25 protein-coding genes are annotated in these 24,030 nt (G+C 56.4%); 9 read left to right on the forward strand and 16 right to left on the reverse strand.

What is annotated here, in order from left to right; all coding sequences use genetic code 11:
- Positions 1 to 13: 13 nt before the first annotated feature.
- Together IEX10_RS05580 and cobT are read right to left on the reverse strand one after the other, a co-directional pair.
- Entirely contained in the window at positions 14 to 1,657 is a 1,644-nt protein-coding gene (locus tag IEX10_RS05580; RefSeq protein ID WP_188671819.1) for a PAS domain-containing hybrid sensor histidine kinase/response regulator, read from the reverse strand.
- A 645-nt stretch (positions 1,658 to 2,302) separates the two neighbouring features.
- A complete protein-coding gene (gene cobT / locus IEX10_RS05585; protein WP_188671821.1) occupies positions 2,303 to 3,322 on the reverse strand; it encodes a nicotinate-nucleotide--dimethylbenzimidazole phosphoribosyltransferase in 1,020 nt (339 codons plus the stop codon).
- Between the two features lie 111 nt (positions 3,323 to 3,433).
- On the opposite strand from cobT, the gene IEX10_RS05590 reads away from it, so the two are divergent.
- On the forward strand, positions 3,434 to 4,213 hold the full coding sequence (locus IEX10_RS05590) for an adenosylcobinamide-GDP ribazoletransferase (RefSeq protein WP_229678444.1): 780 nt from the start codon (positions 3,434 to 3,436) through the stop codon (positions 4,211 to 4,213).
- On the opposite strand, the gene IEX10_RS05595 is transcribed toward IEX10_RS05590, so the two are convergent.
- Complete coding sequence (locus tag IEX10_RS05595) at positions 4,214 to 5,323, reverse strand: pyridoxal phosphate-dependent aminotransferase (RefSeq protein ID WP_188671824.1); 1,110 nt, start codon at positions 5,321 to 5,323, stop codon at positions 4,214 to 4,216. It abuts the gene before it with no gap.
- Between the two features lie 270 nt (positions 5,324 to 5,593).
- On the opposite strand from IEX10_RS05595, the gene IEX10_RS05600 reads away from it, so the two are divergent.
- Entirely contained in the window at positions 5,594 to 5,782 is a 189-nt protein-coding gene (locus tag IEX10_RS05600) for a hypothetical protein (protein ID WP_188671827.1), read from the forward strand.
- Positions 5,783 to 5,920: 138 nt separating this feature from the next.
- On the opposite strand, the gene IEX10_RS05605 is transcribed toward IEX10_RS05600, so the two are convergent.
- The 5 genes from IEX10_RS05605 to IEX10_RS05625 all read right to left on the reverse strand — a co-directional run bounded on the left by IEX10_RS05605 (position 5,921) and on the right by IEX10_RS05625 (position 12,758).
- Positions 5,921 to 8,833, reverse strand: coding sequence for a valine--tRNA ligase (locus IEX10_RS05605; RefSeq protein ID WP_188671841.1), 2,913 nt, complete (start codon positions 8,831 to 8,833; stop codon positions 5,921 to 5,923).
- Between the two features lie 98 nt (positions 8,834 to 8,931).
- Complete coding sequence (locus IEX10_RS05610) at positions 8,932 to 9,666, reverse strand: maleate cis-trans isomerase family protein (protein WP_188671844.1); 735 nt, start codon at positions 9,664 to 9,666, stop codon at positions 8,932 to 8,934.
- Positions 9,667 to 9,687: 21 nt separating this feature from the next.
- Positions 9,688 to 10,812: a M24 family metallopeptidase gene (locus tag IEX10_RS05615; protein ID WP_188671847.1), complete on the reverse strand. Its 1,125-nt coding sequence runs from the start codon at positions 10,810 to 10,812 to the stop codon at positions 9,688 to 9,690.
- Positions 10,805 to 11,887: a pyridoxal-phosphate dependent enzyme gene (locus IEX10_RS05620; RefSeq protein ID WP_188671850.1), complete on the reverse strand. Its 1,083-nt coding sequence runs from the start codon at positions 11,885 to 11,887 to the stop codon at positions 10,805 to 10,807. The genes IEX10_RS05615 and IEX10_RS05620 overlap by 8 nt, the downstream gene beginning before the upstream one ends.
- 103 nt (positions 11,888 to 11,990) lie before the next feature.
- Positions 11,991 to 12,758: a response regulator gene (locus IEX10_RS05625; RefSeq protein ID WP_188671853.1), complete on the reverse strand. Its 768-nt coding sequence runs from the start codon at positions 12,756 to 12,758 to the stop codon at positions 11,991 to 11,993.
- Between the two features lie 182 nt (positions 12,759 to 12,940).
- On the opposite strand from IEX10_RS05625, the gene mce reads away from it, so the two are divergent.
- Together mce and IEX10_RS05635 are read left to right on the forward strand one after the other, a co-directional pair.
- Positions 12,941 to 13,345 carry a methylmalonyl-CoA epimerase gene (gene mce, locus IEX10_RS05630; RefSeq protein WP_069300226.1) on the forward strand — a complete coding sequence of 135 codons (405 nt, stop codon included), beginning with the start codon at positions 12,941 to 12,943 and terminating at the stop codon, positions 13,343 to 13,345.
- A complete protein-coding gene (locus tag IEX10_RS05635) occupies positions 13,346 to 13,624 on the forward strand; it encodes a DUF1467 family protein (RefSeq protein WP_188671856.1) in 279 nt (92 codons plus the stop codon).
- Between the two features lie 19 nt (positions 13,625 to 13,643).
- Here IEX10_RS05635 and IEX10_RS05640 read toward each other — a convergent pair whose 3' ends face one another.
- Both IEX10_RS05640 and IEX10_RS05645 read right to left on the reverse strand, forming a co-directional pair.
- Positions 13,644 to 14,465, reverse strand: coding sequence for an inositol monophosphatase family protein (locus IEX10_RS05640; protein WP_188671859.1), 822 nt, complete (start codon positions 14,463 to 14,465; stop codon positions 13,644 to 13,646).
- 80 nt (positions 14,466 to 14,545) lie between these two features.
- Entirely contained in the window at positions 14,546 to 14,929 is a 384-nt protein-coding gene (locus IEX10_RS05645; protein ID WP_188671862.1) for a helix-turn-helix domain-containing protein, read from the reverse strand.
- Positions 14,930 to 15,295: 366 nt separating this feature from the next.
- On the opposite strand from IEX10_RS05645, the gene IEX10_RS05650 reads away from it, so the two are divergent.
- Together IEX10_RS05650 and IEX10_RS05655 are read left to right on the forward strand one after the other, a co-directional pair.
- Positions 15,296 to 16,258 (forward strand): NADPH:quinone oxidoreductase family protein, encoded by a 963-nt coding sequence (locus IEX10_RS05650; protein ID WP_188671864.1) that lies wholly within the window; start codon positions 15,296 to 15,298, stop codon positions 16,256 to 16,258.
- A gap of 114 nt (positions 16,259 to 16,372) precedes the next feature.
- A complete protein-coding gene (locus IEX10_RS05655) occupies positions 16,373 to 17,176 on the forward strand; it encodes a class I SAM-dependent methyltransferase (protein ID WP_188671867.1) in 804 nt (267 codons plus the stop codon).
- Between the two features lie 38 nt (positions 17,177 to 17,214).
- Here the strand turns inward: IEX10_RS05655 and IEX10_RS05660 are convergent, their stop codons facing one another.
- On the reverse strand, positions 17,215 to 18,099 hold the full coding sequence (locus tag IEX10_RS05660; RefSeq protein WP_188671870.1) for a LysR family transcriptional regulator: 885 nt from the start codon (positions 18,097 to 18,099) through the stop codon (positions 17,215 to 17,217).
- 126 nt (positions 18,100 to 18,225) lie between these two features.
- Here IEX10_RS05660 and IEX10_RS05665 point away from each other — a divergent pair, with 126 nt between their 5' ends.
- The 3 genes from IEX10_RS05665 to IEX10_RS05675 all read left to right on the forward strand — a co-directional run bounded on the left by IEX10_RS05665 (position 18,226) and on the right by IEX10_RS05675 (position 20,144).
- Positions 18,226 to 18,438 (forward strand): YjiS-like domain-containing protein, encoded by a 213-nt coding sequence (locus tag IEX10_RS05665; RefSeq protein ID WP_188671873.1) that lies wholly within the window; start codon positions 18,226 to 18,228, stop codon positions 18,436 to 18,438.
- 158 nt (positions 18,439 to 18,596) lie between these two features.
- A complete protein-coding gene (locus IEX10_RS05670) occupies positions 18,597 to 19,361 on the forward strand; it encodes a Bax inhibitor-1/YccA family protein (RefSeq protein WP_188671876.1) in 765 nt (254 codons plus the stop codon).
- 93 nt (positions 19,362 to 19,454) lie between these two features.
- Positions 19,455 to 20,144: an NAD-dependent deacylase gene (locus IEX10_RS05675; protein ID WP_188671880.1), complete on the forward strand. Its 690-nt coding sequence runs from the start codon at positions 19,455 to 19,457 to the stop codon at positions 20,142 to 20,144.
- On the opposite strand, the gene IEX10_RS05680 is transcribed toward IEX10_RS05675, so the two are convergent.
- The 5 genes from IEX10_RS05680 to IEX10_RS05700 all read right to left on the reverse strand — a co-directional run bounded on the left by IEX10_RS05680 (position 20,141) and on the right by IEX10_RS05700 (position 23,902).
- Positions 20,141 to 21,106 (reverse strand): 2-hydroxyacid dehydrogenase, encoded by a 966-nt coding sequence (locus IEX10_RS05680; RefSeq protein ID WP_188671882.1) that lies wholly within the window; start codon positions 21,104 to 21,106, stop codon positions 20,141 to 20,143. The genes IEX10_RS05675 and IEX10_RS05680 overlap by 4 nt on opposite strands.
- 51 nt (positions 21,107 to 21,157) lie before the next feature.
- On the reverse strand, positions 21,158 to 21,511 hold the full coding sequence (locus IEX10_RS05685; RefSeq protein WP_188671885.1) for a tRNA-binding protein: 354 nt from the start codon (positions 21,509 to 21,511) through the stop codon (positions 21,158 to 21,160).
- Complete coding sequence (gene proC / locus IEX10_RS05690) at positions 21,508 to 22,329, reverse strand: pyrroline-5-carboxylate reductase (protein WP_188671887.1); 822 nt, start codon at positions 22,327 to 22,329, stop codon at positions 21,508 to 21,510. Before proC ends, IEX10_RS05685 begins: the two co-directional genes overlap by 4 nt.
- Positions 22,330 to 22,429: 100 nt before the next feature.
- Complete coding sequence (locus tag IEX10_RS05695) at positions 22,430 to 22,933, reverse strand: type III secretion system chaperone family protein (RefSeq protein ID WP_188671890.1); 504 nt, start codon at positions 22,931 to 22,933, stop codon at positions 22,430 to 22,432.
- Positions 22,934 to 23,200: 267 nt separating this feature from the next.
- On the reverse strand, positions 23,201 to 23,902 hold the full coding sequence (locus IEX10_RS05700) for an orotate phosphoribosyltransferase (RefSeq protein ID WP_069300238.1): 702 nt from the start codon (positions 23,900 to 23,902) through the stop codon (positions 23,201 to 23,203).
- Positions 23,903 to 24,030 lie beyond the last annotated feature (128 nt).

The raw sequence follows: 24,030 nt of genomic DNA on the forward strand, positions 1-24,030 counted from the left end.
TCAAACATCCATCTCAGTGTGTAATTATAGGCTCTTCGCTCACGGGCACACCGATGTGACCGATTGTTTCGAGCAAACGCTGTTTCGTAAGTGGCTTGGCTAAAAATCCGTCCATGCCCGCAGCTGCGCATCTTCGCCGGTCTTCCCCTGAGGTATTCGCCGTTACAGCCACAATCGGACAGCGCCGCAGTCCTTTATCGGTTTCAATGGCGCGAATATCCCGCGTGGCATCCAAACCGTTTTTGTTGGGCATGCTAATGTCCATTAATATGCAGTCATAACGGTTTCGGGTATATTGTTCGACCGCCTGTACGCCGTCATCTGCGAATTCCAACTCGTGCCCAGCGTTTTTCAACATGGTTTTTATCAAGAGCCGATTTGTGTTGTTATCTTCTGCAACCAACAACCTTTTATGGCCGAGTATCGCTTTGCCCGGCGTAGCATCCGATCTGGGAATTGCGTCAATTCCGCCTTTGACCGGCTCCAATGGAAGGGAGAGTAGGACTGTGCAGCCCGCGCCTGGCTTGGATTCGATCTTAATCTTCGCCCCCAGCAATCGCGCGAGATCACGGGCGCTAGAAAGCCCCAGCCCCGCCCCGTCAAAGGAACGGGTCATCGCGCTGTCTTGTTGTTCAAAAGTATCGAATATTCGAAGTAGATTGTCTGGATCGATCCCGACGCCAGTGTCTCTGATCGTCACCTCTAAACGCACTGCCTTAACCTTTTCAACTTTTATTGTGATGCCGCCCGCATTTGTAAACTTAACGCCGTTGCTAATCAGGCGACAAAAAATACGCTGTAGAATGTCAGGGTCGGCAATCAAAGGCTTCTGCGCCGAGGGTTCTATTACAACCCGGAGACTTAGACCTTTGTCATCACTTTCCTGTCGATAGGCATCTGTAACCTGTTCAAGAATATCACTTATCATGAAAGGTCGGGGGTTTGGTCTCAGCTTGCCAGCTTCCATATCCGCGACGATATTGATATTATCTACGAGACCTGAGAGCCTCTTGGTGGAACTATCGAGAATGTTCAGGGCCTCAGTCTGGTCCAAGCTCAGCCTCGTGTCTTTAAGAAGCTCAACCCCGCCGCACAACCCGTTTGCCGGGGTGCGCAATTCGTGGCTCATGCGGGATAAGAACTCGGTCTTGGCCGCACCCGCTTTCTTAGCGCGGACAAGCGCATCACGCAGTTCTTTCTCTTGTCGGACCGTCTCGGTTACATCGCGCTCCACTGCGATATAGCCAGCGACGGAGCCGTTTTCGCAATAAAACGGAGTTTGGTGTGTTTCCATCCAAAATGCCCTACCCGCCTTCGTCCGGTTTCGAATTCGTGCCGTTGCGGGCGTGCCGCCCGATACCTTTTGCTCCATGTTTTCGACAACGCGCAAGTCTGTGAATTGGTGGTTGAGCAGATCACCGATTTTTCGGCCGATCACCTCCCCCGCAGTATAACCGGTTAGGGCAGTAAAGCGGGAATTTACCCACGTCACTTTCCGATCCGTGTCCATCAACACGATGCTATCCGATGCGTGCTCTGCTACCAGCGCAAGACGGCCAGCTTCTTCTGATTTCATGATAAGCGCGCGTTCAGCTTCGCGGCTGCGGTTCCCCCTGTGCGCCAGATGCGAGAAGAGATAAGCGACGATCAAGATCATAGAGGCAACGGCCGCCAGTTCGGATGCAATCACCTCAACTTTGGCAGAACGGTTAAGAACGGAATGAACCAGAATGATGGCCCCCGCCAATCCCAATACAAAAAGCCTGACTTTGTGGGACGGGGGATGGAAACGCGCCATTAAAAGGGAATTCATGATGGCCCCGAACAGATAGGCCCAACTGAACATTCGCAAACTTTCGGAATATGTGCCTGCCATTACCACACCTGCGCCGAGACCCGAAACTTGCAAAAGGCTGACGAGGGTAACGCGGTAACTGACCCCAATGCCGACGAAATTCTCCCGCTGCCGGACCCGCGCAAGTATCAAATATTCCAGCATTTCTAACGGAAAAACGACAATTGCCACAAGCAGCGCATAATAAGGTGAGATTAACGCCGAAATGAGCGCACAACCGACGATCGCCAATATCAGGCGCACCGGCAGCGCCGCCGTACGGCCCCGAATGTAGCGGCGCATAAGACCAGCCTCCGAGGAGGCTTCCTCAAACCGCTGTAGGTCGCTTAGCGTTCGAGGGTGTTCTTGTGAGATCGTATCGTGTTTCAAGCTGTCGTCCGCCCATCCCTGACTGGAATAGGTAGACGCTAGCGCTGATTCCTTAACAATTCCTCTATCGCCCCACGATCATCCGCCGTCCGTTACACCTGCCTGCGCAAAGGTGGCCATGCCGGAATGACAGTCAAGTGCCGCTTTGAGAACGCCGATAGCCAAGGCTGCGCCAGACCCTTCACCAAGCCGCAACCCCATAGAAAGTAGAGGTTCTTTTCCAATTTCCTGCAACGCCTGCACATGGCCTGCTTCACGGGACTGGTGGCCGGCCACGGTATGATCAAGCGCACCTTCACAGGTCTTTTCCAGACAAGCAGCAGCGGCCGTGCAAATAAATCCATCAATTATTACGGGTATTTTATGAAAGCGCGCCGACGCGATCGCCCCCGCCATCGCCGCCAGTTCGCGGCCGCCTAAACAGCGCAACGTCTCTAGTCCATTGCCTTTTGCCTGCGGATTTGCCGCCAAACCCTCGGTGACGACCCGCGCTTTCAAAGCCAATCCTGCATCGTCAACTCCGGTGCCACGCCCGACCCAATCCTCTGCGCTGCCGCTAAACAGAGCTGCACAGATCGCCGCGCCGGAGGTGGTGTTTCCGATCCCCATCTCTCCGGCTACGAACAAATCCGCCGCTGGATCAACAGCGTTCCAGCCGGTGGATAGCGCAGTAACCACTTCGTCTTCGCTCATCGCGGGACCGGCAGTGAAATCGGCTGTGGGCGTATCGAGATCCAGTGCGATCACGTCCAGATTGGCCCCGAAAGTGGCGCAGAGCTGGTTAATCGCCGCCCCGCCGTGTTGAAAGTTCATCACCATCTGGGCTGTTACCTCTGCCGGAAAGGCGGAAACACCCCGCGCGGCAACACCGTGATTTCCAGCGAAAACAACAACTTGGGGGTTTTCAATCCTTGGCGTAGCATCCCCGCGCCATCCGGCATACCAAACGGCCAAATCTTCGAGCCGGCCCAACGCGCCTGGTGGTTTGGTTAACTGGTTATTGCGCTCTTGCGCTGCCTCAATTGCGGACCCGTCCGGACCGCTTGCCTGCTCCAAAACGGCCTTAAAGTCTGCAAGGCTCGAAAAAGGTTGTGTCATAGGTCAGTTATCCCCGTTTACGCCCGTCCGTGGCGGAAGTTTTGTTGTCTGGCGCTGTGTTTACCCATAAATTCCACGCTGTAACACCGGATTCGCGAAGGCCTACCCCCCATGAACGACATGCGCAGTACAGGGTTTGCCAAACCCGATCTCGATCCGGTAGACATTGCCGCCGCTTTCACCCTTCTGACGCGCATTCCTTTGCCCGTTAACCATGCGCGGGCCGGTGAACGGGCAGCGCAGGCTGCTTGGGCCTATCCTCTGGTCGGGGCGGTTCTGGGGCTGGTGGCCGGTCTGATTGCGATATCGCTCCATTGGATCGGCGTTTCGACAGGCATCGCTTCGGCGAGCGGGTTGGGTGTACTGATGCTGATGACAGGCGCTTTGCACGAAGACGGCATCGCGGATTGTGCCGATGGATTTGGCGGGGGAACCACACCAGCCCGCCGTTTGGAAATCATGAAAGACAGCCGCATCGGCGCATTTGGCGCGGCCACCTTAATCGTGGTCCTTCTGGCACGGTGGTCCGGTTATGGCACTGTTATCGAAGGGAATTGGCTGGCCGCCTTCGTTGCCGTGGGCGCGATCAGCCGTCTGCCAATGGTGCTGGTTATGTATGCAATGCCGCTGGCGCGGCCGGATGGATTTGCGGCAACCGTCGGTATGGTTACCGCGCCTACAGTCCTTGTCGCCGCCGCGCTTGCGCTGGTGCTCTCTCTACTGTGCCTTGGCCTGCTGGCGATCCCGCTGATGCTGGTGACGCTTTTGGTTTGCCTGCCGCTTTGCTGGCTGGCTTGGCGGCGGATCGGGGGCTATAGCGGCGATGTCTTGGGCGGATGCCAGCAAATCGCCGAGATCGCCGCGCTCGCTGTTTTAAGCGCAGTACTATAGTTAATCGCCGCTGGCCGCTTCCAGCGCGAGCGGGAATTGCAATTCGAACAAGGACAAATCCGAAGGCGTCCCGACCGACAGGCGGATACAGCGATTCTGCGGCGCAACAAAGGGCATCCGGACGAAAATGTCCCGCGCTACCAGTTGATCCAAAACCGCCTTAGCAAAGGCCGCATCCTGCCCGCAATCAATGGCGACAAAATTGGTAGCGGAGGGCACCACAGACAACCCCTGCTCTGCCGCGATTTCTTCAATCCGCTTGCGCCCCTGCGCCACTCTTTGCACGGTTTGTTGCAAATAGCGCTGGTCCTGTACCGCCGCGAGCGCCCCTGCCTGACTGATCCGGCTCAACCCGAAATGGTTGCGGATTTTATTAAAACTGGTGATCAGATCCGCCTGCCCGATCCCGTAACCGATTCGTGCGCCTGCCATGCCGTAAGCCTTTGAAAACGTGCGCATCCGGATCACCCTGCGGTCCTCGGTATCAAGCGCAGGTGCATGGCCGTCGGGGGCAAATTCGATATAGGCTTCGTCTAGGATAAACAGGCAGTTCTCCGGCACCGCATCAATCGCAGCTTGAATGACATCGGCGCTATGAACCGTGCCCATCGGGTTGTCGGGGTTGGACAGATAGACCAACCGCGCGCCGACTTCTGCCGCTTTTTCCATCAGCGCAACGGGGTCTTCGTAATCGCCCTTAAACGGCACCGTCACCAGTTCGCCGCCAAACCCTGCCACATGGTAGTTGAACGTAGGATAAGCCCCTTGAGACGTCACAACCTTCACACCCGGTTCAACAAACATCCGCGCGATATAGCCGAGCAGACCGTCGATTCCTTCGCCAACAATGATGTTTTCCGGCTCAATGGAATGCAACCGGCTCAGCGCCTGTTTCAGATCATAGCTTTCTGCATCGCCGTACTGCCAGACCTCTCCGGCGGCTTTGGTCATTGCAGCAATGGCGTGGGGGCTTGGACCAAAGACGTTCTCATTGGCACCAAGACGTGCTGCAAAGCTGCGACCCCGCGCCCGTTCCTGTGTTTCCGGCCCGACAAAAGGCACTGCTGACGGCAGGGTTTCCACCAGTTTTGTGTACATCGGGCCGGTCATGGCTGTCTCCTCATCCGCAGCATAAAGTCTTTACACTCTTCAACACGATCACGGCTGGGCCTACAAGGCTAAGAGCCGACAGAGATATTGGAAACTGATAGCAGATCATGCTGCGAAGGGTACCAAGCTTGCAGAATAGCGATTTTTGCAACCGTTTCCCAAAGCGCCCACCGGATGCCCTACATAGCCCCCACGGCTACCCCGTGTTGACGATCCGCCGTCCCGACCTACCTTATATTGTGTAGAAACTGCCAGATAGGGTGGCTGCCAATGAAACCGATACGTTTGAAAGATTTCACGAACCGCGTAAATCGTGCGAAACGGGCGCTCCCCGTTCTCGACTTGCGAAAGCTCAATCTGGTTCATGCCGCGCCGATGGAGGATGACAAAGCCTTCCTGACTTTGCGCCATGATCCGGCCACGGGAACCCTGTTTCCAAGCCTTGGCGCCCCACACTGATTGTTTCGGGTAACTGCTCTTACCCCTCGGGCTCTGGTTGCTTGGTTCTGCCTCACAGACGCAACCCGCGCGATTATACCGCGCAGCCCAGACTAACCCCGGCCTTTGAGCCGGGGTCTTTTTTTGCGGTTTTTTTGATTAGCCGAGCGCGGCAACCCGATCAAACGCCGCTTGCAGGGTGTCCTGTTCAACACCTGCGGCTTCCAGACGGTCGCGGTTCTCGGCCACGACGGCTTCGGGCGCGTTGGCGACGAATTTTTCGTTAGCCAGCTTGCCTTTCAACCCGCCGATTTCCTTGCCAAGCTTGTCGATCGCCTTTTGCAAACGCGCCTTTTCTTCTTCAACATCAATGACATCAGCCAAAGGCAAACAGAAGGAGCCGCCCTCTACCGGCAATGTCACCGCGCCCTTTGGCGCCTCTTGCGCAGAGGTCAGTTCGGAAATCCGCGCCAGACGCATGATCATCGGCAGGTTGCGATCCAGCGCCGCCTTACCGGCATCATCCAATGCCAGCTGCACCATCGGAATTTTTGCACCGGCATTCACCCGCATTTCAGAGCGTACCGAGCGGACCTGTTCGATCAGGCTGATCACCCAGTTCATCTCGCGGTCTGCATCCGCATCTACCAGTTCCGCGCCATAGGTCGGCCAATCCGCATGAATCAACATCTTCTGGCGTTCAGCAATATCACCCCAAAGTTGTTCGGTAATAAATGGCATAATCGGGTGCAACAGGATCAGGCATTGATCCAGCGTCCAGGACAGGGTCGCCTTGGTCTCCGCCTTGGCGGCTTCGTCATCGCCTTGCAACAATGGTTTGGACAGCTCCACATACCAGTCGCAAACCTTGCCCCAGACAAAGGCATAAAGCCCGTTGGCCGCGTCGTTAAAGCGGTATTGCTCCAACGCGGTGTCAACCGTTTCACGCACCTTCGCGGTTTCACCCACGATCCATTTGTTGAGCGTTTGCTCAACCTTGGAAGGATCAAAATCAGGCTGGGGCGTAGCTTCGTTGAACTCTGCAAACCTTGCTGCGTTCCACAGTTTGGTGCCAAAGTTCCGGTTTCCCTTCACCCGATCCACTGACAGTTTCAGCGTCCCGCCAAGAGCCGCCATAGAGGTCATGGTAAATCGCAACGCATCCGCACCAAATTCGTCGATAAGGTCCAGCGGGTCCACCACATTGCCGAGCGTTTTGGACATTTTCACGCCCTTCTCGTCCCGCACAAGTGCGTGCAAGTAGATCGTATCAAAGGGGATTTCCTTCACCACCTCCAGCTGCATCATCATCATCCGTGCGACCCAGAAAAACAGGATGTCAAAGCCGGTGATCAACGTGGAAGTCGGGAAATACCGTTTCAGTTCCTCGGTGTCATTGGGCCAGCCGAGCGTCCCGATGGGCCAGAGACCGGAGGAAAACCACGTATCGAGCACGTCCGGATCACGCCAGACAGGCACTGCTCCGGCCAGCCCGAGTGGCCCACCAAGGGTGACGTTTTCGGGCTCTTCATCCACCAGCAGCACCGTGCCGCCGTAGTAATCCAGTGTCTGTTTGGTCAGATCGGATTCATTGGCCGCACAGAATTCCTTCCACGGGGCCTGCGGAATAATCTGGCCGTTTTCCATTCGCGGACCGTACCAAACGGGGATCTGATGACCCCACCAAAGCTGGCGGGAAATGCACCACGGCTCGATGTTTTCCATCCAGTGGTAGTAAACCTTCTTGTCCCGCTCCGGCAGGATGCGAACGGTCCCATCCTTCACCTTTTCCAGCGCAGGCACCGCCAGTTTGGCCGCGTCCACGTACCACTGGTCGGTCAGCATCGGCTCCATCACCACTTTGGATCGGTCACAGAAAGGTTGCTGGATTTTCTTGTCCTCCACCTCGATCATCAGACCTTCGGCGTCAATATCTGCGATCACTGCCTTGCGGGCCTCAAACCGGTCCATACCGCGATAGGCATCGGGCACCAGATTGATCTGCTCCACGTCCGACTCGGTAAAGTCGCCCCCTTTGGCCAGTTCACCGGCCCGTTCGGCCGCATCGGCATAGGCCATACCGTCATCGCGCATCCGCGCCTTCGTATCCATCAAACGATACAGCGGAATATTGTTACGCTTGGCCACGCCATAGTCGTTCGCATCATGCGCACCAGTAATCTTCACAGCGCCGGACCCGAATTCGGGATCGGGGTAATCGTCGGTGATGATCGGGATCAGGCGGCGGTGTTCTTTTGGACCAACCGGAATTTCGCAAAGTTTGCCCACAATCGGCGCATAGCGTTCGTCTTTGGTGTGCACCGCAACCGCACCGTCCCCCAGCATGGTTTCAGGCCGCGTTGTCGCGATGGAAATATAGTCCCGCGTTTCGCGCAGGGTGACATTGCCGTCCTCGTCTTTTTCTACGTATTCATAGGTTTCGCCACCCGCCAGCGGATACTTGAAGTGCCACATATGGCCGTCGATCTCGATATTTTCGACTTCCAGATCGGAAATGGCGGTTTCAAAATGGGGGTCCCAGTTTACCAGCCGTTTACCGCGATAGATCAGGCCCTTGTTGTAAAGATCGACGAAAACTTTCAGCACCGCATCATGGAAATTCTTGTCCATGGTAAAGGCGTTTCGCTCCCAATCCGCGGACGCGCCAAGGCGTTTCAGCTGGGAAATAATGGTGCCGCCTTTTTCGTCTTTCCATGCGTGAACCCGCTGCAAAAACGCATCGCGGCCCATTTCGGCGCGGGTCGGTCCGCCTTCCGCAGCAAGCTGTTTTTCCACCTGCAACTGGGTCGCAATACCCGCGTGATCCTGTCCGGGCTGCCAGAGTGTATCAAAGCCGCGCATCCGGTGCCAGCGGATCATAATGTCCTGCAAAGTGTTGTTGAACGCATGGCCCACGTGCAGCGCGCCCGTCACGTTGGGCGGCGGGATCATGATGGTGAAAGCTTCATCGCGGGATTTGTTGGCTCCCGCGCGGAAGGCCCCTGCCGTTTCCCATTTCTCGAAAATTGCCGCCTCGGATTTGGCCGCATCAAAATTCTTTTCCATCGCCATCGGTTCAGTCCCGCCTAAAAGTCATCGACACCTTCTAACCAGCCCTTTGCCAAAGGAAAACCCCAAGAAATAGCCCCATCCGTCCGGATTAACATGGTTCAGAGCGCAAACAACCGCCCCGGCCCCGGCACCTTGCGCCCCGCCAGATGGGCCAGATGCCATGCCAGCGCGGAATTGCTGGAAATTACCGGCTTGTTGATCCGCGCCTCGGCCTGTTCAATTATGTTGAACGCGCGCAGGTTGGTGCAGGAGGCAAAGACCAGATCGCAATCTCCCTGCCCCAGTTCCTCAACCGCTGTCAGCACTGACTTTTCTGCAATTCGAGCGACAACTTTTTCGCGCCCTTCTTCAAAGCTGGCGAAACCCGTGATGGCAAAACCATTATCTTCCAACAAGTTACGCATCGCCGCCGAGACATCTGCCACATAAGGCGTTAGAAATCCGATCTTTTCCGCCCCAAGCGCACGGCAGGCGGCCATGACGGCGGACATCGGGTTTGTCACAGGAACACCCTCATGAGAGGTGTGGACACAGGCCGCAACGCGGTCTTCGCCAATAATGGTCGCGCCGGACGTGCAGCCGTAGCCGATCGCCCCGAAAGACACACCCTGTGGCAGAAGCGCCGCGCTCGCAGGGAGGTCCGCTTCCATTTGCGCCAGCGTTTCTGGCGTCACATCTGCCTGACTGGGCAAGCGGCTGTGATAGACTGGAACCCTTGCGGGGCCGAAGACGCCGGACAGCTCAGGTTCCATGGTCTCATCTGTGGACAGAACAATCAGGCCCAGCGCCGCATGATCCCCGTAGCCCTGATCGGTTTCAAATTGCTGTGCCATATGCGCCCCTGCCTTGTTGTGTCAGATCACCGGCAGCTCACGCGGTGCACGCTGCGTCAGCAGCACCGGAGCATCTTTGGTGATCAGGATGTTTTCTTCGACCACCATCATACGGGTTTCATCCAACATTAGCGAGGGCTCCAGCGTCAGAACCATCCCCGCCTGCAATTCGGTGTGGTCATGGGCGGCGATGGACGGCCATTCCGTCAACTGCATCCCGAGCCCGTGACCATAGCGCCCCACATCGGACCCGCCTTTCAACACGCTTTGCATCGCCACAAAAAGCTGCGCCGTCGTTGTCCCCGCGCGGGCGGCCTCCAACCCCGCTTCGGTTGCATCCCAAAGCCGAGCGTGGGCCGCGCGGGCTGCGTCACTGGCGGTGCCGATAGCAAAGTTTCGATCAAAATCGCAGAAATATCCTTTCAGGCTGGCACCTGTGTCCAGCATCAGCACATCACCCTGCGCCAGTGGCGATGCGTCCGGCGGCGAGATCACATCCGTATAGCCGCCCTGCCCTGCGCCGCCCACGACATAGGGCGTTTCTTCGGCGCCTTCTTCCAGCAAAGCGATGCGGAAGCGTCGGAACACCTCGGACAATGGTGTGCCTGCAGTTGCGAAATCTGGAACGCGGGAGAACGCGCGGGAACCGATCTGGCAGATTTCTTTCAGAATCTCGATTTCCGCTTCGGATTTGACCGTTCGCAGGGATTTTATCAGCGGGGTACAATCTGCAAACTTTGCTTTCAGAGAGGATTGCAGCGTTTGGAAATCGGTTAATGGCATCCGCAGGCTGGATTCCTCGCCCATGGGCAGGCCGATTCTGCGGTAGGGCGACAATGCTTCGACCAACAGGCTGATGCCTTCGTCAAACCCGCGCGGGCTGGGCCAGCTGCGTATGTCATTGATCCAGGTTCGCCCCATCAAATCCGCGCCGATGGCCGGAATGATAGCCACGGGTGCTCCGGATTGGGGCAGGATGACAAACCACGAGCGGGTTGGGCTCTGCCAGAACAGGCTGCGGAAACCGGTAAAATACCTGACTTCTGCCTCTGTAGTAAGCAAAAGCGCGTCGAAATCGGCCGCCGCCATAAGGGTTTGCGCCCGTTTGAAACGGGCTGCAAATTCGGCGGCCGGAAAATCAGTCATCCGCCGGACCTTCTGACAGAATCACCAATACCCGCGCCTTTGCGCCAAGTTGCGCCGCATCGGACACGGCGCCGGCAAAGCCTGCGCCACCTGACGGAGAGGTTTGCAAGCCAAAGGGTTCAAGTTGCTCTATCTTTTCCGCTACATCACCGTCTTGGAGCGTCAAAAAGCCGTCTGCATCCTGTGCCAGCGCTTTGAGCGCAAGATGCGAAGGTTCCTTACAATCCAGCCGCCCCATATTGGACGCAGGCCCCTCAGTCGCCACAGGTTTTCCTGCACGGATGCTTTCCAATAACGCAGGTGCGGCGGTGGGTTCCACGACTGTGATCTGCACGTCATCCCCCCAATGCTGGCGCAAAGACGCAGCCACGGCTGCCGCCAGTCCGCCAACGCCAGCTTGCAAATAAACGTGCGTGGGTGGCGCATCGTTTTTTGCCTCATATTGCGCGAACATCTCCGCGCTCAGCGCCAGATACCCCTCCATCACATCCTGGCCAGAGGTATCATCTTCCCACGTGCTGTCCGATAGCAAGCGCCAGCCGTTATCGCCTGCTGCTTTGGCGGCGGCATCCATGCTCGCCTCGTAATCCGCGCCTTCCACGACCACATCGGCCCCTATATCACGCAAACGTTGCGCGAAACCGGATGGCACCGTTTGCGCCAGATAGATCACCGCGCGCGCGCCGAAAACTCTGGCCCCTGCTGCCACAGAGAGCCCGTGGTTTCCAGCACTGGCCGTCACAAACACCTGACCCTTCAACGCTGTTTTCGCCACCTGCGGATCGGCGATGGCGTCGCCCGCTTTCAGATAGGCCGTCTTCGCGATAGAGAACGCAGCCCCGAGCGCTTTGAAACTGCCCAGCCCCATGCGCGTGCGTTCATCCTTAATGTATAGGCTTTCAATGCCGAGCGTGCCAGCCAGTTCCTGCGCGCAGACCAACGGTGTCGCAGCGTGGGCCGGACAGTGGCTGAGAAGCTTAAGAACAAGGTGATCGTCCGTTGTGATTTGACCATCGGCCAAACCGGATTGCGGGGGCAGGCCCTTGGACCGCCAGGGATTCGAGAGATATGTCATAAGGCAAATCTGCGCTGAAACTGGCCGGACTGATAGTCTTAAAACGGCATTCCGCCTTTTTTTCACCCTTTCACATTACTGTTTTGGAGGCCTGCCCGCAGGGTCACGCCACATATTCGCGGTTGCGGATCAGGGGTGTGTTCTCTGAAAGTTTGCGGCGTAGAATTTGCAACATCTGCTGTCCACTAATGTGCCCTTGCGCCCCGGTTTCCATCTGCCGGAAGAACCGCCGCGCGTGTTGTGTAAGCTCTGCATCGCGTGCGGTTTGGCCAACACTATCCACAAATTGCGCACAATAGCGCAATTGCTGGCGGTCGCCGTCCGGGAGCGCCGTTTCAAGGATTTTGCTTATGCGGTCCAGATCATCAAACAGCGCCTGCCGGTCGAGATCCATCGTGTCCCCTACGTCAAATGTCACCGGCGTGGCAGTATGGGCTTGCCCCGCACGATGGACGGCCAGCACCGAAACAATGCGATCCTGAAAAATTGAAAGACTGCGGATAGGTTTGGTCAGAAAACCTTGCGCCCCTGCCTTCAACACCCTTGCCTCCACCCCGTCACTGTTATCCCCGCTCAGGGCGATGATGGTCTGCTCGGGCCTGTTTTGTCCGGCAAGATCGCGAATCAGATCAAGCCCTGATCCATCCGGCAGCCCCAGATCAACGATCACCAAATCCGGTTTATATAGTTTCAGGTGGCTATAAGCGGACCTTATGCAATCCGCGCGACGCAACCGCGCCCCGCTGCGCAAAGCCATCAAACGAACAGCTTCCGAACAAAACCTGCTGTCTTCAGCCAGAAGGATCGTCACCCCCAACAATGGTCTGCTGCGGGCGAAACTGGCAGTAAAGGGATCTATATCATGTGGCATGTCTGCCCCCCGATTAGTTGCAAGGAACTCGCCTCATTGAACCCCAAATGTGCTAACAGTTTCCTAATAAGCGTAAGGTTTTCTTAAAATAAGCGAGTCCACCAAGCGGATGCGCCCTTTGTCGCGTTGCCAAGACCGGAGCTGCGCGCCATATCTGACTGACCGGACTAGAGGAGATTAAGATGATTGGACGTTTGAATCACGTGGCGATTGCCGTGCCGGATCTGGAAGCAGCCTGTGCGCAGTACCGCGATACGCTTGGGGCGAATGTGGGCGCACCGCAGGACGAACCGGATCACGGGGTTACGGTTGTGTTTATCGAACTGCCCAACACCAAGGTCGAATTGCTCTACCCGCTGGGCGAGAATTCTCCCATTCAGGGGTTTCTTGACAAGAACCCTGCCGGCGGCATCCATCATATCTGCTACGAAGTGGACGATATTCTTGCGGCGCGGGATCGGCTGCAAGCCAGCGGAGCACGGGTTCTGGGCAGCGGCGAGCCGAAGATCGGCGCCCACGGCAAACCTGTTCTTTTCCTCCACCCCAAAGACTTCACCGGAACCCTTGTTGAACTGGAACAAATCTAGATGACAATCGGCGCAGCTCTCGTTCTTTATGCAGTGGTCTGGTTTATGACCCTGTTTATCGTCCTTCCGATCCGGCTCAAGAGTCAGACCGAAGATGGTGATGTGGTCAAAGGCACCCCGCCCTCAGCCCCTGCGAACCCTCAACTTGGCAAGCGGGCACTAATTGTGACCGGTATTTCTGCGGTGATCTGGCTGGGTCTGTTCGGGGTCATCGTATCGGGCGTTATTCCGCTGGAAACATTTGATTTCTATAACGGAATTAAATCCGGACACTACTGACGGCTCTTACACCCGTCCTTTATACCGCGCCATCAGACTGCAACAGTTTCAAGGCGGCGGCATGAAGCGTGGGATCACCAGCCGCAATGACCTGCCCGCCATTGTGGGCAGGACCGCCCTGCCAGTTGGTCACAATACCTCCGGCAGCTTGGATCACAGCCAGAGGGCCCTGAATGTCATAGGCATTCAACTGTGCCTCAACCACTAGATCGATCTGCCCCGCAGCGAGCAACCCGTAAGAGTAGCAATCCATCCCGTAGCGGGCCAGTTTCACCCGATCACGCACCCGATTAAACGCGGCTTGCTCCTGCTTGGTGCCAATCTCTGGAAAGGTCGTGAACAGGATAGCGTCTTGTAAATCCACTAACTTTCTCACCTCCAAGGGGCGATCGCCGCTGGGATGCTGCAACTGTGCGAATTGCGGCGTTCCGACAAACCGTTCGCTTGTGAAGGGCTGGTCAATCATACCGATCAACGGGCCGTCTTCGGGCCCGACTGCGATCAATACGCCCCATGTGGGTGTGCCCGAAATAAAGCCCCGTGTGCCGTCAATCGGATCAAGTACCCACGTCAGCCCGCTGCTGCCTTCATAGGCGGCAAATTCTTCGCCAAGGATGCTGTCCTGCGGTCGATGCTCTGCCAAAAGTTCCCGCATCTTTTGCTCGATCAGGCGATCTGCCACAGTGACCGGATCGAAATCTCCGGCCAGTTTGTTTTCGATATCCTGCCCGGCCCCGCGAAAATACTGCAAGGCAATGGGGCGCGCTGCATCTGCAAGCAGATGGGCAACGCCAACCAGTTCGTCATGTAAATCGGGTGATAACGGGGCAGTCTTAGGCATAGGCGCGCTCAATTATTACTTCGTTGTCTGAAACAACTGCGCGTCTAGCCTGAAACGGGGCGATAATCCAGCCGGATGGTTCAGCTTGCGCTAAGGACTCTGGCCAGATCAAAAAGCTTGCGGCGCTGATTCTCGGGAATTGCATAGTAGGAACGCACCAGTTCAAGCGCCTCTTTATCCGAAAGAAGATCGCCTTGCTGCGCTTCGCCAGCAGCCTGCATTTCCGCCTCGAGGATCTCGTCCGATTTATCGAACCCTTCAAAGAAGAAGCTGACAGGAACTTCCAGAGCTTCGGCAATGTCCCAAAGCCGCGATGCACTGATCCGGTTCATACCGGTTTCGTACTTCTGGATTTGTTGGAACTTGATACCGACTTTGGTGCCAAGCTGTTGTTGTGTCACGCCAAGCATCCAACGACGGTGCCGCACGCGCTTACCAACATGAATATCAACTGGATGTTTCATAAAAAGAGTCTCCACTGTCCTGTCTAATGACAAATTAATTCCGCCCATCCCAAATACGGGCGGTAGGCGGATCTGCTTTTCAAAATTTGATTTATTAATTTAACCGTAGGGCGACTCATCCCACATTCGCCCCCATGAACTTTCTCTTAACGTGCTAACGCAAATTGCATGCAATCTAAAGGTGATCGTTTAACATGTTCGCGGGTCTGAGAGCGAAAATGCAGATTTTTTTGCATTATGCAAAAACTTTTTTGCCTTTTCTTTCACTAAAAGTCTCATTTGTGCGTTTATTCGGCAGAATCCCCCGTTTCACCTCTGCATAAACTTCGTTTAGACCTTAGCAAAATTATGAGGAGGAAAACACGAATGCGTGCAATGCAAGTCATCCGCCACGAAACCCCGCTGGAATTGCGTGAGGTTCAGAAACCGGAACCGACCAGCGGACAGGTGCTGATCCGCGTTGCCGCCTGTGCGCTGAATTTCGCAGATACGCTGATGGTGAAAGGCACCTATCAGGAAAAACCGCAGATGCCATTCACCATCGGGATGGAAATATCCGGAATCATCGAAGCCGTCGGCACAGATGTTGACCGCCTTACCGTGGGCCAGAGGGTTATGTCTTACATCGGCAGTGGTGGCATTGCCGAATATGCCGCGGTGGATGCGGACATTTGCCTGCCTATTCCAGACACCATGCCGATGGTCGATGCGGCAGCCTTCCCTGTTGGCTATGGCACCGCCCATCTTGCGCTGGACCACAGGGCGCGGATGCAGTCGGGCGAACGCCTGCTGGTGCTTGGCGCGTCTGGCGGCGTCGGCCTGACCGGAGTCGAACTGGGTAAACTGATGGGGGCTGAAGTTATCGCCGTGGCGCGCGGCGCTGAAAAGCTGAAGATCGCGCAAGAAGCTGGCGCGGATCACCTGATTGATTCCGACAGCGGCGATTTGCGCGAACAGGTTAAGGCGCTTGGCGGCGCAGATGTTGTCTATGATCCCATCGGCGGCGACCTGTTCAAAGAGGCTTTGCGTGCCACGAACCCCGAAGGCCGCCTGATCCCGCTAGGTTTTGCCTCGGGCGAGGTGCCCCTAATTCCAGCCAACATCCTGCTGGTGAAAAACCTGACAGTGATCGGCTATTACTGGGGCGGATATTCCAAAACCAACCCCGCAGTGCTGAACGACAGTCTGGCCAAACTGCTGGAGTGGTATGCAGACGGCAAGATCAAACCCCATGTCAGCCATACCCTGCCGATGGAACAAGCCAACGAGGGTCTGGAACTGCTACGCACCCGCAAGGCGACCGGTAAAGTCGTGATTACCACCGCGTAAGTTGCCAACAGGGGCGTCAAACCCGCCCCTAACATTCCCCAATCGACGGCAACTTTGCTGCGATTGCCAAAATCTGGTATACTTTGTTCGGGGGGAGGGCAAAGGAGATCAAAGGTGGATTATTCGGCATTTAGAGATGGCGAGCGCGACGGTTGGTCTTCGCGTGCCAACATTTACGGCGATGCTACTGCACGGGCCACACTTCAAACTATTCCCAAGCTGCTGGACCACGCTCGTATTTTCCCCCGCGCGAAGATTCTGGATGCGGGCTGCGGACCGGGTTATGTAGCAGCAACTGCGAAGTTGCTTGGCGCAGACGTTGAGGGCATCGACTTCTCTGAAGGAATGGTCGAGCAGGCCAAAACCCAATTTCCGGACATCAAGTTTTCCATCGCTGACATTGAAAATTTGCCGATGCGAGATGGTACTTTTGATGCAGTGCTGTGCAACTTTGTTTTATTTCACGTGACTGACCCTGAACGTGCAATAGCAGAGGCTAGGCGTGTTCTAAAGCCAGCCGGCAGATTTGCTTTTAGTCAATGGCTCGGGCCGGATCGGTCTGAATGTTATCAACTGCTGCTTGATGTTATTAAAAGCCATGCGGACATGGCTCGGGCAGACCCAGCGCCGGATGCATACGCTTTGTCTAACGAAACTCATGTTTCAGAAATGATGCAAAAGGCCGGTTTCACCGACATCAAGGCAGAGATTGTCGAAAATATTCTTTATGCACCGGGCCCCAGTTTCTTTGAGTTCTTCATGACGTTCGGTGTCCGCGTTCCGCTGATACTACACAGGCAAGAGGTCAGCGTGCAGGCATCCATTCGAGAAGAAATAGATGAAGCGGCATCGCGATACTTGTCAGAGGGGTGCTATAAGATTCCAATGCCAAGCATCGTGTTTTCAGGGCTGGCGTGAAACCAGCCCTCCGTTCCTAGCGCCCGAATGCAGCGCGGTTAGACTGCAAGTCGCATCCGTTGCGATGGCTCCACACTACAACAGTACTCTTCGCGCACCATTTCAGCCAGAAGCGGTGCCATTTCATTGCGGCTGGCGGGAGTGACCATCATATTAATCTGGAACTCCGGCAAGTCCGGCAAAGCGCCCTGCGGGATTGCCTCCAGATATGGGGGCGCCGTCCCTTTCAGGCGCGCTTGCACCGCGAGGTCCGCGCTTAAAGACGCCTCTACCGTCATAGAAGACATGGATTCCACTGCCATCTCCCAAGGTATCTGCGCTTCGTCCAGCGCTTTGAGGGCAATCGGGCGGAAAATACACTGGGTTTCAAACGCAACGCGCAACGGGCGCTCCCTCCAAGTGGTCCCTTGCTGTGCCCCGTACCATGTGAGGTCAAGACTGGTGAGGCGGACCGAATCTTCTGCTCCACCGGTTTCTGTCGTCAGGATCACATCGCAGTCACCCGCCTCGAACTGGCGCTTCAGCTCTGATGTGTAGCAAGACACCATCTTTACTTTGACCTTGGGATAGGCCGTAGAGAACCGTTTTAACACCTTCGGGATATGGGGATAGACGATGTCATGGGGCACGCCAAAGACGATCTCGCCCTCAAACTTCTGGTCGGTCATACGGTTCCAGACCTCATCATTCAGCGCCAACAGGCGCCGCCCGTAGCTAAGCATCACCTCCCCTTGCGCGGTCGGGGTCACGCTGCGATTGGCGCGGTCGAGCAGGCTCTGCCCCAATGATTCCTCCAGCCGTTTCAACTGCATAGAGACCGCCGATTGAGTCAGGTTCAATTGCGCCGCCGCCCGCGTGACACCGCCGGTATCGGCCACAGCCACAAAGCTGCGCAGCGCAGTAATGTCTAGATTTCGCACCATATCAAATTCCTTGATGTTAAGCCGAACAAATATTCGTTTCTCAAATGAATAACCCTATGCCAGTTATATATCAAGAAGTTTGATGAAAAACGGATTTCATATCCGAAAAGCGAAAAGGGAAACTCAATGACCTCCACTGTAACCCACCTACCCCGTACAGCTTGCGGCAAACGCAGCCTGTTGTGCCGTATCCGTGACGCATTGCAACTGCGCCGCCAGCGCCTGCAACTGACGCGGTTGTCGGATGCCCAACTCAGGGATATTGGCCTGACCCGCGCCGAAGCCGGCGCCGAGGCCCGCCGCAGAGCTTGGGACGCTCCGAACCATTGGCAATGGTGATCTCTGCGCAACCGGCATGAAAATTGTGCTATCCTAGGTCTAACAGCACAATTTTCAACGGGTTTCTCTTGAATTATCGGTCCATCCCACCGATATTCTCTGTAACCCTTCCGGAATTCTCGGTGGGACGTTCAACAGATTTTCGAGGAGAAAACCAAATGGCACAATACGAGACAGTCCGCCGCGCAGGTGTGGGTGTCGAAGCATCCCAGATCGACGCAGGCTTGCGCGCGCACATGAACAAGGTCTACGGCCTGATGGGCGTTGCGATGTTCATTACCGGCATCGTCGCCTATTTCGTCGGCACGGATTTCGCCCGCGCTGTAAATGGCGAAGCGACACTGATCTTCCCTGTCGCCATGCTTCAAGCGATGTTCAGCAGCCCGATCAAATACGTTATCATGTTTGCTCCGCTGGCGGTGGTCTTCGGCTTCGGCGCGATGATTAACAAAATGTCACTGGGCACAGCACAGCTGGTGTTCTGGGGCTTCGCCGCCCTGATGGGCCTGTCGATTTCGTGGATCTTCGCGGTTTACACCGGCTTTTCCATCGCACAGATCTTCTTCGTGACTGCGATTGCCTTCGCGTCTTTGTCCCTGTGGGGCTATACCACGAAGAAAGACATCTCCGGCTGGGGCAGTTTCCTGTTCATGGGTCTGGTCGGCATTATCGTTGCGATGATCCTGAACATCTTCCTGCAATCCCCTGCCATCATGTTCGCAATCAACGCGATCGGCGTGCTGATCTTTGCGGGTCTGACAGCGTATGACACGCAGAACATCAAAAACACTTACCTTGCACACGCGCACCACGGCGACAACGAATGGCTTGGTAAATCCGCGATCATGGGCGCGCTGGGTCTTTATCTGAACTTCCTCAACATGTTCATGATGCTGCTGGCCCTGTTCGGCAACCGCGAGTAATTGCAACCCACAGGATTGCAAACCGGATAACAGCCGGGGCCACTGGCCCCGGTTTTTTTATGGACCATTCCCGATTACGCGAAGGAACTGTAGATGAAGATCGTCATTCTGACAGGCGCAGGCATATCCGCCGAAAGTGGCCTTGGCACGTTCCGCGATGCCGGCGGCCTATGGGAGAAATACCCCATCGAACAGGTCGCCACCCCCGAAGGCTTTGCCGCCGATCCCGCACTGGTCCACGGGTTTTACAACGCCCGCCGCGCCAACAGCCAAAGCGCGGCACCCAATGCTGCCCATGACGCGCTCGCAAAGCTGGAGGGTAAAATTGGGGAGAACCTGCTGATTGTGACACAGAATGTAGACGACCTGCATGAACGGGCCGGAAGCAAATCTGTCTGGCACATGCACGGCGCCCTGAACCGAGCCAAATGTGCCGCTTGCGAACAGACGTGGAACGCGCCATCGGAGATGCACCCCGACGATCCCTGCCCCCACTGCCGCACGCCCGCGACCCGTCCGGACATCGTCTGGTTCGGGGAGATGCCCTACTATATGGAAGAAATCTACGACCGCCTGCATCAAGCCGATTTGTTCGTTTCCATCGGCACATCCGGTAACGTCTACCCCGCCGCCGGTTTCGTACAGGAAGCCGCCAACGCAGGCGCGCGCACGCTGGAACTGAACCTCGAACCCTCGCTCGGCGCATCGAGCTTTGACGAGAGCCGTAACGGCCCGGCCAGCCAAATCGTACCCGAATGGGTGGACAGCCTGTTAAAGGGCTAAACCGTCACCCTGTTAGGCACGTCCTCACCCGCGAAAAAGGCCCGCAGGTTTTCGACCGCCATCAACCCCATCTGTGTGCGCACATCCAGTGCAGCGGTGCCCAGATGGGGCAGCAGCGACACGTTCTTTAATGCACGCAGAGCCTCTGGCACCTCTGGCTCGTTCTCGTAAACATCCAAACCTGCGCCACCTATGCTGCCCGATTGCAACGCAGCGATCAAAGCGGCCTCATCCACCACATCCCCCCGCGCTGTGTTCACTAGAATGCCGTGGGGTTTCATCGCGTCCAGTTCAGCTGCACCGATCATATGCTGGTTCGCAGCACCACCGGGCACGGATAAGGACACCACATCCGCCGCCGCCATCACTTCCGCCACAGAGCCAAGCTGACGCGCAGGCACACCACAATCCGCAACGGTGGAGCGGTTGTAGAACACTACATCCATCCCAAACCCAAAGTGGCACCGTTTCGCAATCGCCTTACCGATCCGCCCCATGCCAATCACACCAAGGGTTTTACCGCTAACATGCAGCCCGAGATACTGAGTCGGGTGCCACCCTTCCCAACTGCCATCCCGCACCGCCGCTTCCGCCTCACTGGCGCGCCGCGCGGTCATCAGCATCAGCAGCACAGCAATATCCGCAGTCGCGTCCGTCACCGCCCCCGGCGTGTTGGACACAACCATGCCAGCCGCCTCTGCCGCCGCCACGTCGATATGGTTATACCCCACACCAAAATTCGCCAGCACACGCGCTTTATCAGCACCCGGCAGAACATCCGCCCCCAGCGGATCACCCAGTGTCGGCAAAACCCCGTCGTACTCTGCCAGAACCGAACCCATCTCACTCTTGCTCAGGGGTTGGGTCTCGGCCCGTACCGTCAGATCAAAATGCCGCGCAGCCTCTTCCAGCACCTTATCCGGCAAGGGCCGCGTCACGAATACTCTAGGCAAATCAGCCATCTTCAATGTTCCTCAAATACTCAGATTCCCAAGTCGCCACACATGCGGCGCTTAATGCAGCCGCCCGCCCGCTGGCACGGTTTGATCGGGACGCACCAATACGATTTCACCGTTTGCATCCGGCACACCCAGCACCAGCACCTCGGACATCACAGGACCGATCTGGCGGGGTGGAAAGTTCACCACCGCCATAACCTGCGTCCCGACCAGCGTTTCTGGAGTGTAATTTGCGGTGATCTGCGCCGAGGATTTTTTCTCCCCCAACTTTCCGCCAAAATCCACCCAAAGCTTGATCGCCGGCTTGCGTGCTTCCGGAAAAGGTTCGGCGCGGGTGATCACCCCGGTGCGCACATCGACTTTCATGAATTCGTCAAAGCTGATGATATCATCTTTAAGATTGCTCATTTCGCCAACTCCCGACTGCGGTCTGCGGCGGCTTTTACGCCCCGTTTTAATAGCGCCGGAAATCCGTCCCGATCATCCATCAGAACCTCCAGTGCAGCCGCTGTTGTGCCGCCGGGCGAAGTGACGTTTTTACGCAATTGCCCCGGATCATCCTCGGACTGCTCCGCCAAGGCCCCTGCCCCCGCGACGGTGGCGCGGGCCAGTTGCAGGGACAGCTCCGCGCTCAGCCCTTCGGCCTGCCCCGCAGCGGCGAGCGTTTCGATCAGGTGGAACACATAGGCCGGACCGGATCCCGAAACCGCAGTCACCGCATCCATCTGCCCTTCATTTTCCAGCCGGACAGTCTGGCCGACGGCTTGCAGCAGGTTCTCGGCCATTTGCAGATCATCTTCTGAGGTTTGTTCGTTCCCGATCAGCGCGGTAATGCCCTTGGACACCGCCGCTGGCGTGTTCGGCATGGCGCGGATAATCGGGGTCTGCGCCCCTAAAACCGCTTCAAATGCGGCGATCGGGGTTCCGGCGGCCACCGAGATAAAGACGGTCGACCCGTTGCCCATTGCCTGCAATCGGGGCAAGGCATCGCCCATCATCTGCGGTTTGACTGCGACGATACAGACCGCCGGCGCTTCTGGCAGCTCCGTGTTCACGCCCACACCATCAGATTGCAGCGCTTGCACCCAGTCAGACGGGGCCGGATCAAGTATGGAAACAGACGTGGGTTTTACCCCTTGGGCCAGCCAGCCCTGCAACATAGCAGAGCCCATTTTCCCACAGCCAAGCAGCACAAGACCGCCTTTATTCACACGTTGCAAAGTCACGTCATCACCTTCTTAAAATCCTGCCGAGTCACGGCGGACCTTGGGCGATGACCATAGGGAAATCAAGCCCGACTGCGAGGCTTCATTACAGCATCTGTCTTCAGGCGCGCCCGTAAGCTTCTGACATGGCGATATCCATCGCACGTTCAACGGTTTCGTCACCCCAGCAGATCAACTGGAAGGCCGGATAGAACCGCTCGCAAGCCATAACAGCCGCTGAAAGCATCTGGTCCACCTGCTCGGGCGCTGCAGAAACGCCGCCCCCAAGCATCAGGCCGTAACGGTAGACCATCAACTGCTGTTCATCCCAAAGGGAAAACGACCCCGCCCAGCATTTGTCGTTCGCCAGATTCATCGCCTGAAACAGCGCCGGAAGCTTTTCTTCCGGTGGTGCCATTTCGAACGAACAGATCATTCGCAGGGTTTCATCATAGGCCGACCACGCCAATGTAATGGAATAGGTGCGCCATGCCCCTTCGATCGCCATAGCGATCTGGTCTTCGGCGACACGATCAAATGCCCAATCGTAATGTTCGGCCAAAGTTTCGACCACATCAATTGGATGCATTTCACCGCTATCAAGATATTGCTCTGTGCTTGTCATGCCTGCTGCCTTCTTGTTTGCCCACCCGATACGCGCCGCAACAATTTATAGGTCTTAGCGCTAGGTTTACGGATTTTTCCCGCTTGCCTTACAATATATGGTGTAAGCAATCGTGAGGCATGTAAAGAAAAAACTGGGGAGCCCAACCGATCCATCCCCAGCTATTTCGCTTTTATCCACAAGAAAACGGCAAAACCCCCCGCTTTTTGGCGGAGGGTTGCGATGGATCGACCGATAAGGTCAGCTTAACAGGGAAGCGCGCGAATCCTATCCGGCACTTGGCAGCTCGTAGACGCCGCCGTTTGCTTTGGACCATTCCAGCGGTGCGTTCAGGAAGGCCTCCACCTGATCGAGCGTCTTGTCGTCGAAATTACCTTGGGCGCGGGCCACTTTGAGCACGTCCCACCATGTCACCAGATAGTGCAGCTTCAGGCCGTTTTCGGCCAGCATTTCATGGGTATTTTTGAAAATGTCGTAATAGAAAACCACCAGTGTGTGGTCGCAGGTGGCACCCGCCTTGCGGATCGCCTCGGCAAAGCGCAGCTTGGAGCCGCCGTCGGTGGTCAGATCCTCTACCAGCAGAACGCGTTGGCCTTCGGAAATATCACCTTCAATTTGCGCATCCCGCCCGTACCCTTTGGGCTTTTTGCGCACATATTGCATCGGCAGTGCCATGCGTTCCGCGATCCATGCCGCAAACGGAATACCGGCGGTTTCACCACCAGCCGCTGCATCAAATTGTTCAAACCCCACATCGCGGTAGAGCGTCGCCACGGCGAAATCCATCAGCGCGCTGCGGATATGGGGGTAGGAAATAAGCTTGCGGCAGTCGATATACACCGGAGAGGCCAGCCCGCTGGCAAAGGTATAAGGTTCGTCCGCGCGGAAATTGACTGCCTTGATTTCCAGCAGCATTTTAGCTGCCAGTTCGGCCATCGCGTCTTTATCGATAAAACTGTTGGAAAACATGTGCAGCACTCCTTGGATCGCAAGTGACCTGCTCTTAGAACAAGACCGCCCGCAATAAAAGCACAAGCCGCGGTCTGCATGCAAAAAATGCACGGTTCTGCGCGATCGCCTGCGAATGTACCACACAC

This window comes from Neptunicoccus cionae (assembly GCF_014643735.1).
Taxonomy (GTDB): domain Bacteria; phylum Pseudomonadota; class Alphaproteobacteria; order Rhodobacterales; family Rhodobacteraceae; genus Amylibacter; species Amylibacter cionae.

Coding starts and splice junctions, on each gene's coding strand:
- IEX10_RS05620 (WP_188671850.1), bottom strand. CDS start 11,887: ATGACATATCTCTCGAATCCCTGGCGGTCCAAGGGCCTGCCCCCGCAA.
- IEX10_RS05580 (WP_188671819.1), bottom strand. CDS start 1,657: ATGATCTTGATCGTCGCTTATCTCTTCTCGCATCTGGCGCACAGGGGG.
- IEX10_RS05650 (WP_188671864.1), top strand. CDS start 15,296: ATGCGTGCAATGCAAGTCATCCGCCACGAAACCCCGCTGGAATTGCGT.
- IEX10_RS05615 (WP_188671847.1), bottom strand. CDS start 10,812: ATGACTGATTTTCCGGCCGCCGAATTTGCAGCCCGTTTCAAACGGGCG.
- IEX10_RS05590 (WP_229678444.1), top strand. CDS start 3,434: ATGAACGACATGCGCAGTACAGGGTTTGCCAAACCCGATCTCGATCCG.
- IEX10_RS05635 (WP_188671856.1), top strand. CDS start 13,346: ATGACAATCGGCGCAGCTCTCGTTCTTTATGCAGTGGTCTGGTTTATG.
- IEX10_RS05645 (WP_188671862.1), bottom strand. CDS start 14,929: ATGAAACATCCAGTTGATATTCATGTTGGTAAGCGCGTGCGGCACCGT.
- IEX10_RS05625 (WP_188671853.1), bottom strand. CDS start 12,758: ATGCCACATGATATAGATCCCTTTACTGCCAGTTTCGCCCGCAGCAGA.
- IEX10_RS05665 (WP_188671873.1), top strand. CDS start 18,226: ATGACCTCCACTGTAACCCACCTACCCCGTACAGCTTGCGGCAAACGC.
- cobT (WP_188671821.1), bottom strand. CDS start 3,322: ATGACACAACCTTTTTCGAGCCTTGCAGACTTTAAGGCCGTTTTGGAG.
- IEX10_RS05680 (WP_188671882.1), bottom strand. CDS start 21,106: ATGGCTGATTTGCCTAGAGTATTCGTGACGCGGCCCTTGCCGGATAAG.
- IEX10_RS05600 (WP_188671827.1), top strand. CDS start 5,594: ATGAAACCGATACGTTTGAAAGATTTCACGAACCGCGTAAATCGTGCG.
- IEX10_RS05685 (WP_188671885.1), bottom strand. CDS start 21,511: ATGAGCAATCTTAAAGATGATATCATCAGCTTTGACGAATTCATGAAA.
- IEX10_RS05640 (WP_188671859.1), bottom strand. CDS start 14,465: ATGCCTAAGACTGCCCCGTTATCACCCGATTTACATGACGAACTGGTT.
- IEX10_RS05660 (WP_188671870.1), bottom strand. CDS start 18,099: ATGGTGCGAAATCTAGACATTACTGCGCTGCGCAGCTTTGTGGCTGTG.
- IEX10_RS05675 (WP_188671880.1), top strand. CDS start 19,455: ATGAAGATCGTCATTCTGACAGGCGCAGGCATATCCGCCGAAAGTGGC.
- mce (WP_069300226.1), top strand. CDS start 12,941: ATGATTGGACGTTTGAATCACGTGGCGATTGCCGTGCCGGATCTGGAA.
- IEX10_RS05595 (WP_188671824.1), bottom strand. CDS start 5,323: ATGACCGGCCCGATGTACACAAAACTGGTGGAAACCCTGCCGTCAGCA.
- IEX10_RS05695 (WP_188671890.1), bottom strand. CDS start 22,933: ATGACAAGCACAGAGCAATATCTTGATAGCGGTGAAATGCATCCAATT.
- IEX10_RS05670 (WP_188671876.1), top strand. CDS start 18,597: ATGGCACAATACGAGACAGTCCGCCGCGCAGGTGTGGGTGTCGAAGCA.
- IEX10_RS05610 (WP_188671844.1), bottom strand. CDS start 9,666: ATGGCACAGCAATTTGAAACCGATCAGGGCTACGGGGATCATGCGGCG.
- IEX10_RS05700 (WP_069300238.1), bottom strand. CDS start 23,902: ATGTTTTCCAACAGTTTTATCGATAAAGACGCGATGGCCGAACTGGCA.
- IEX10_RS05605 (WP_188671841.1), bottom strand. CDS start 8,833: ATGGCGATGGAAAAGAATTTTGATGCGGCCAAATCCGAGGCGGCAATT.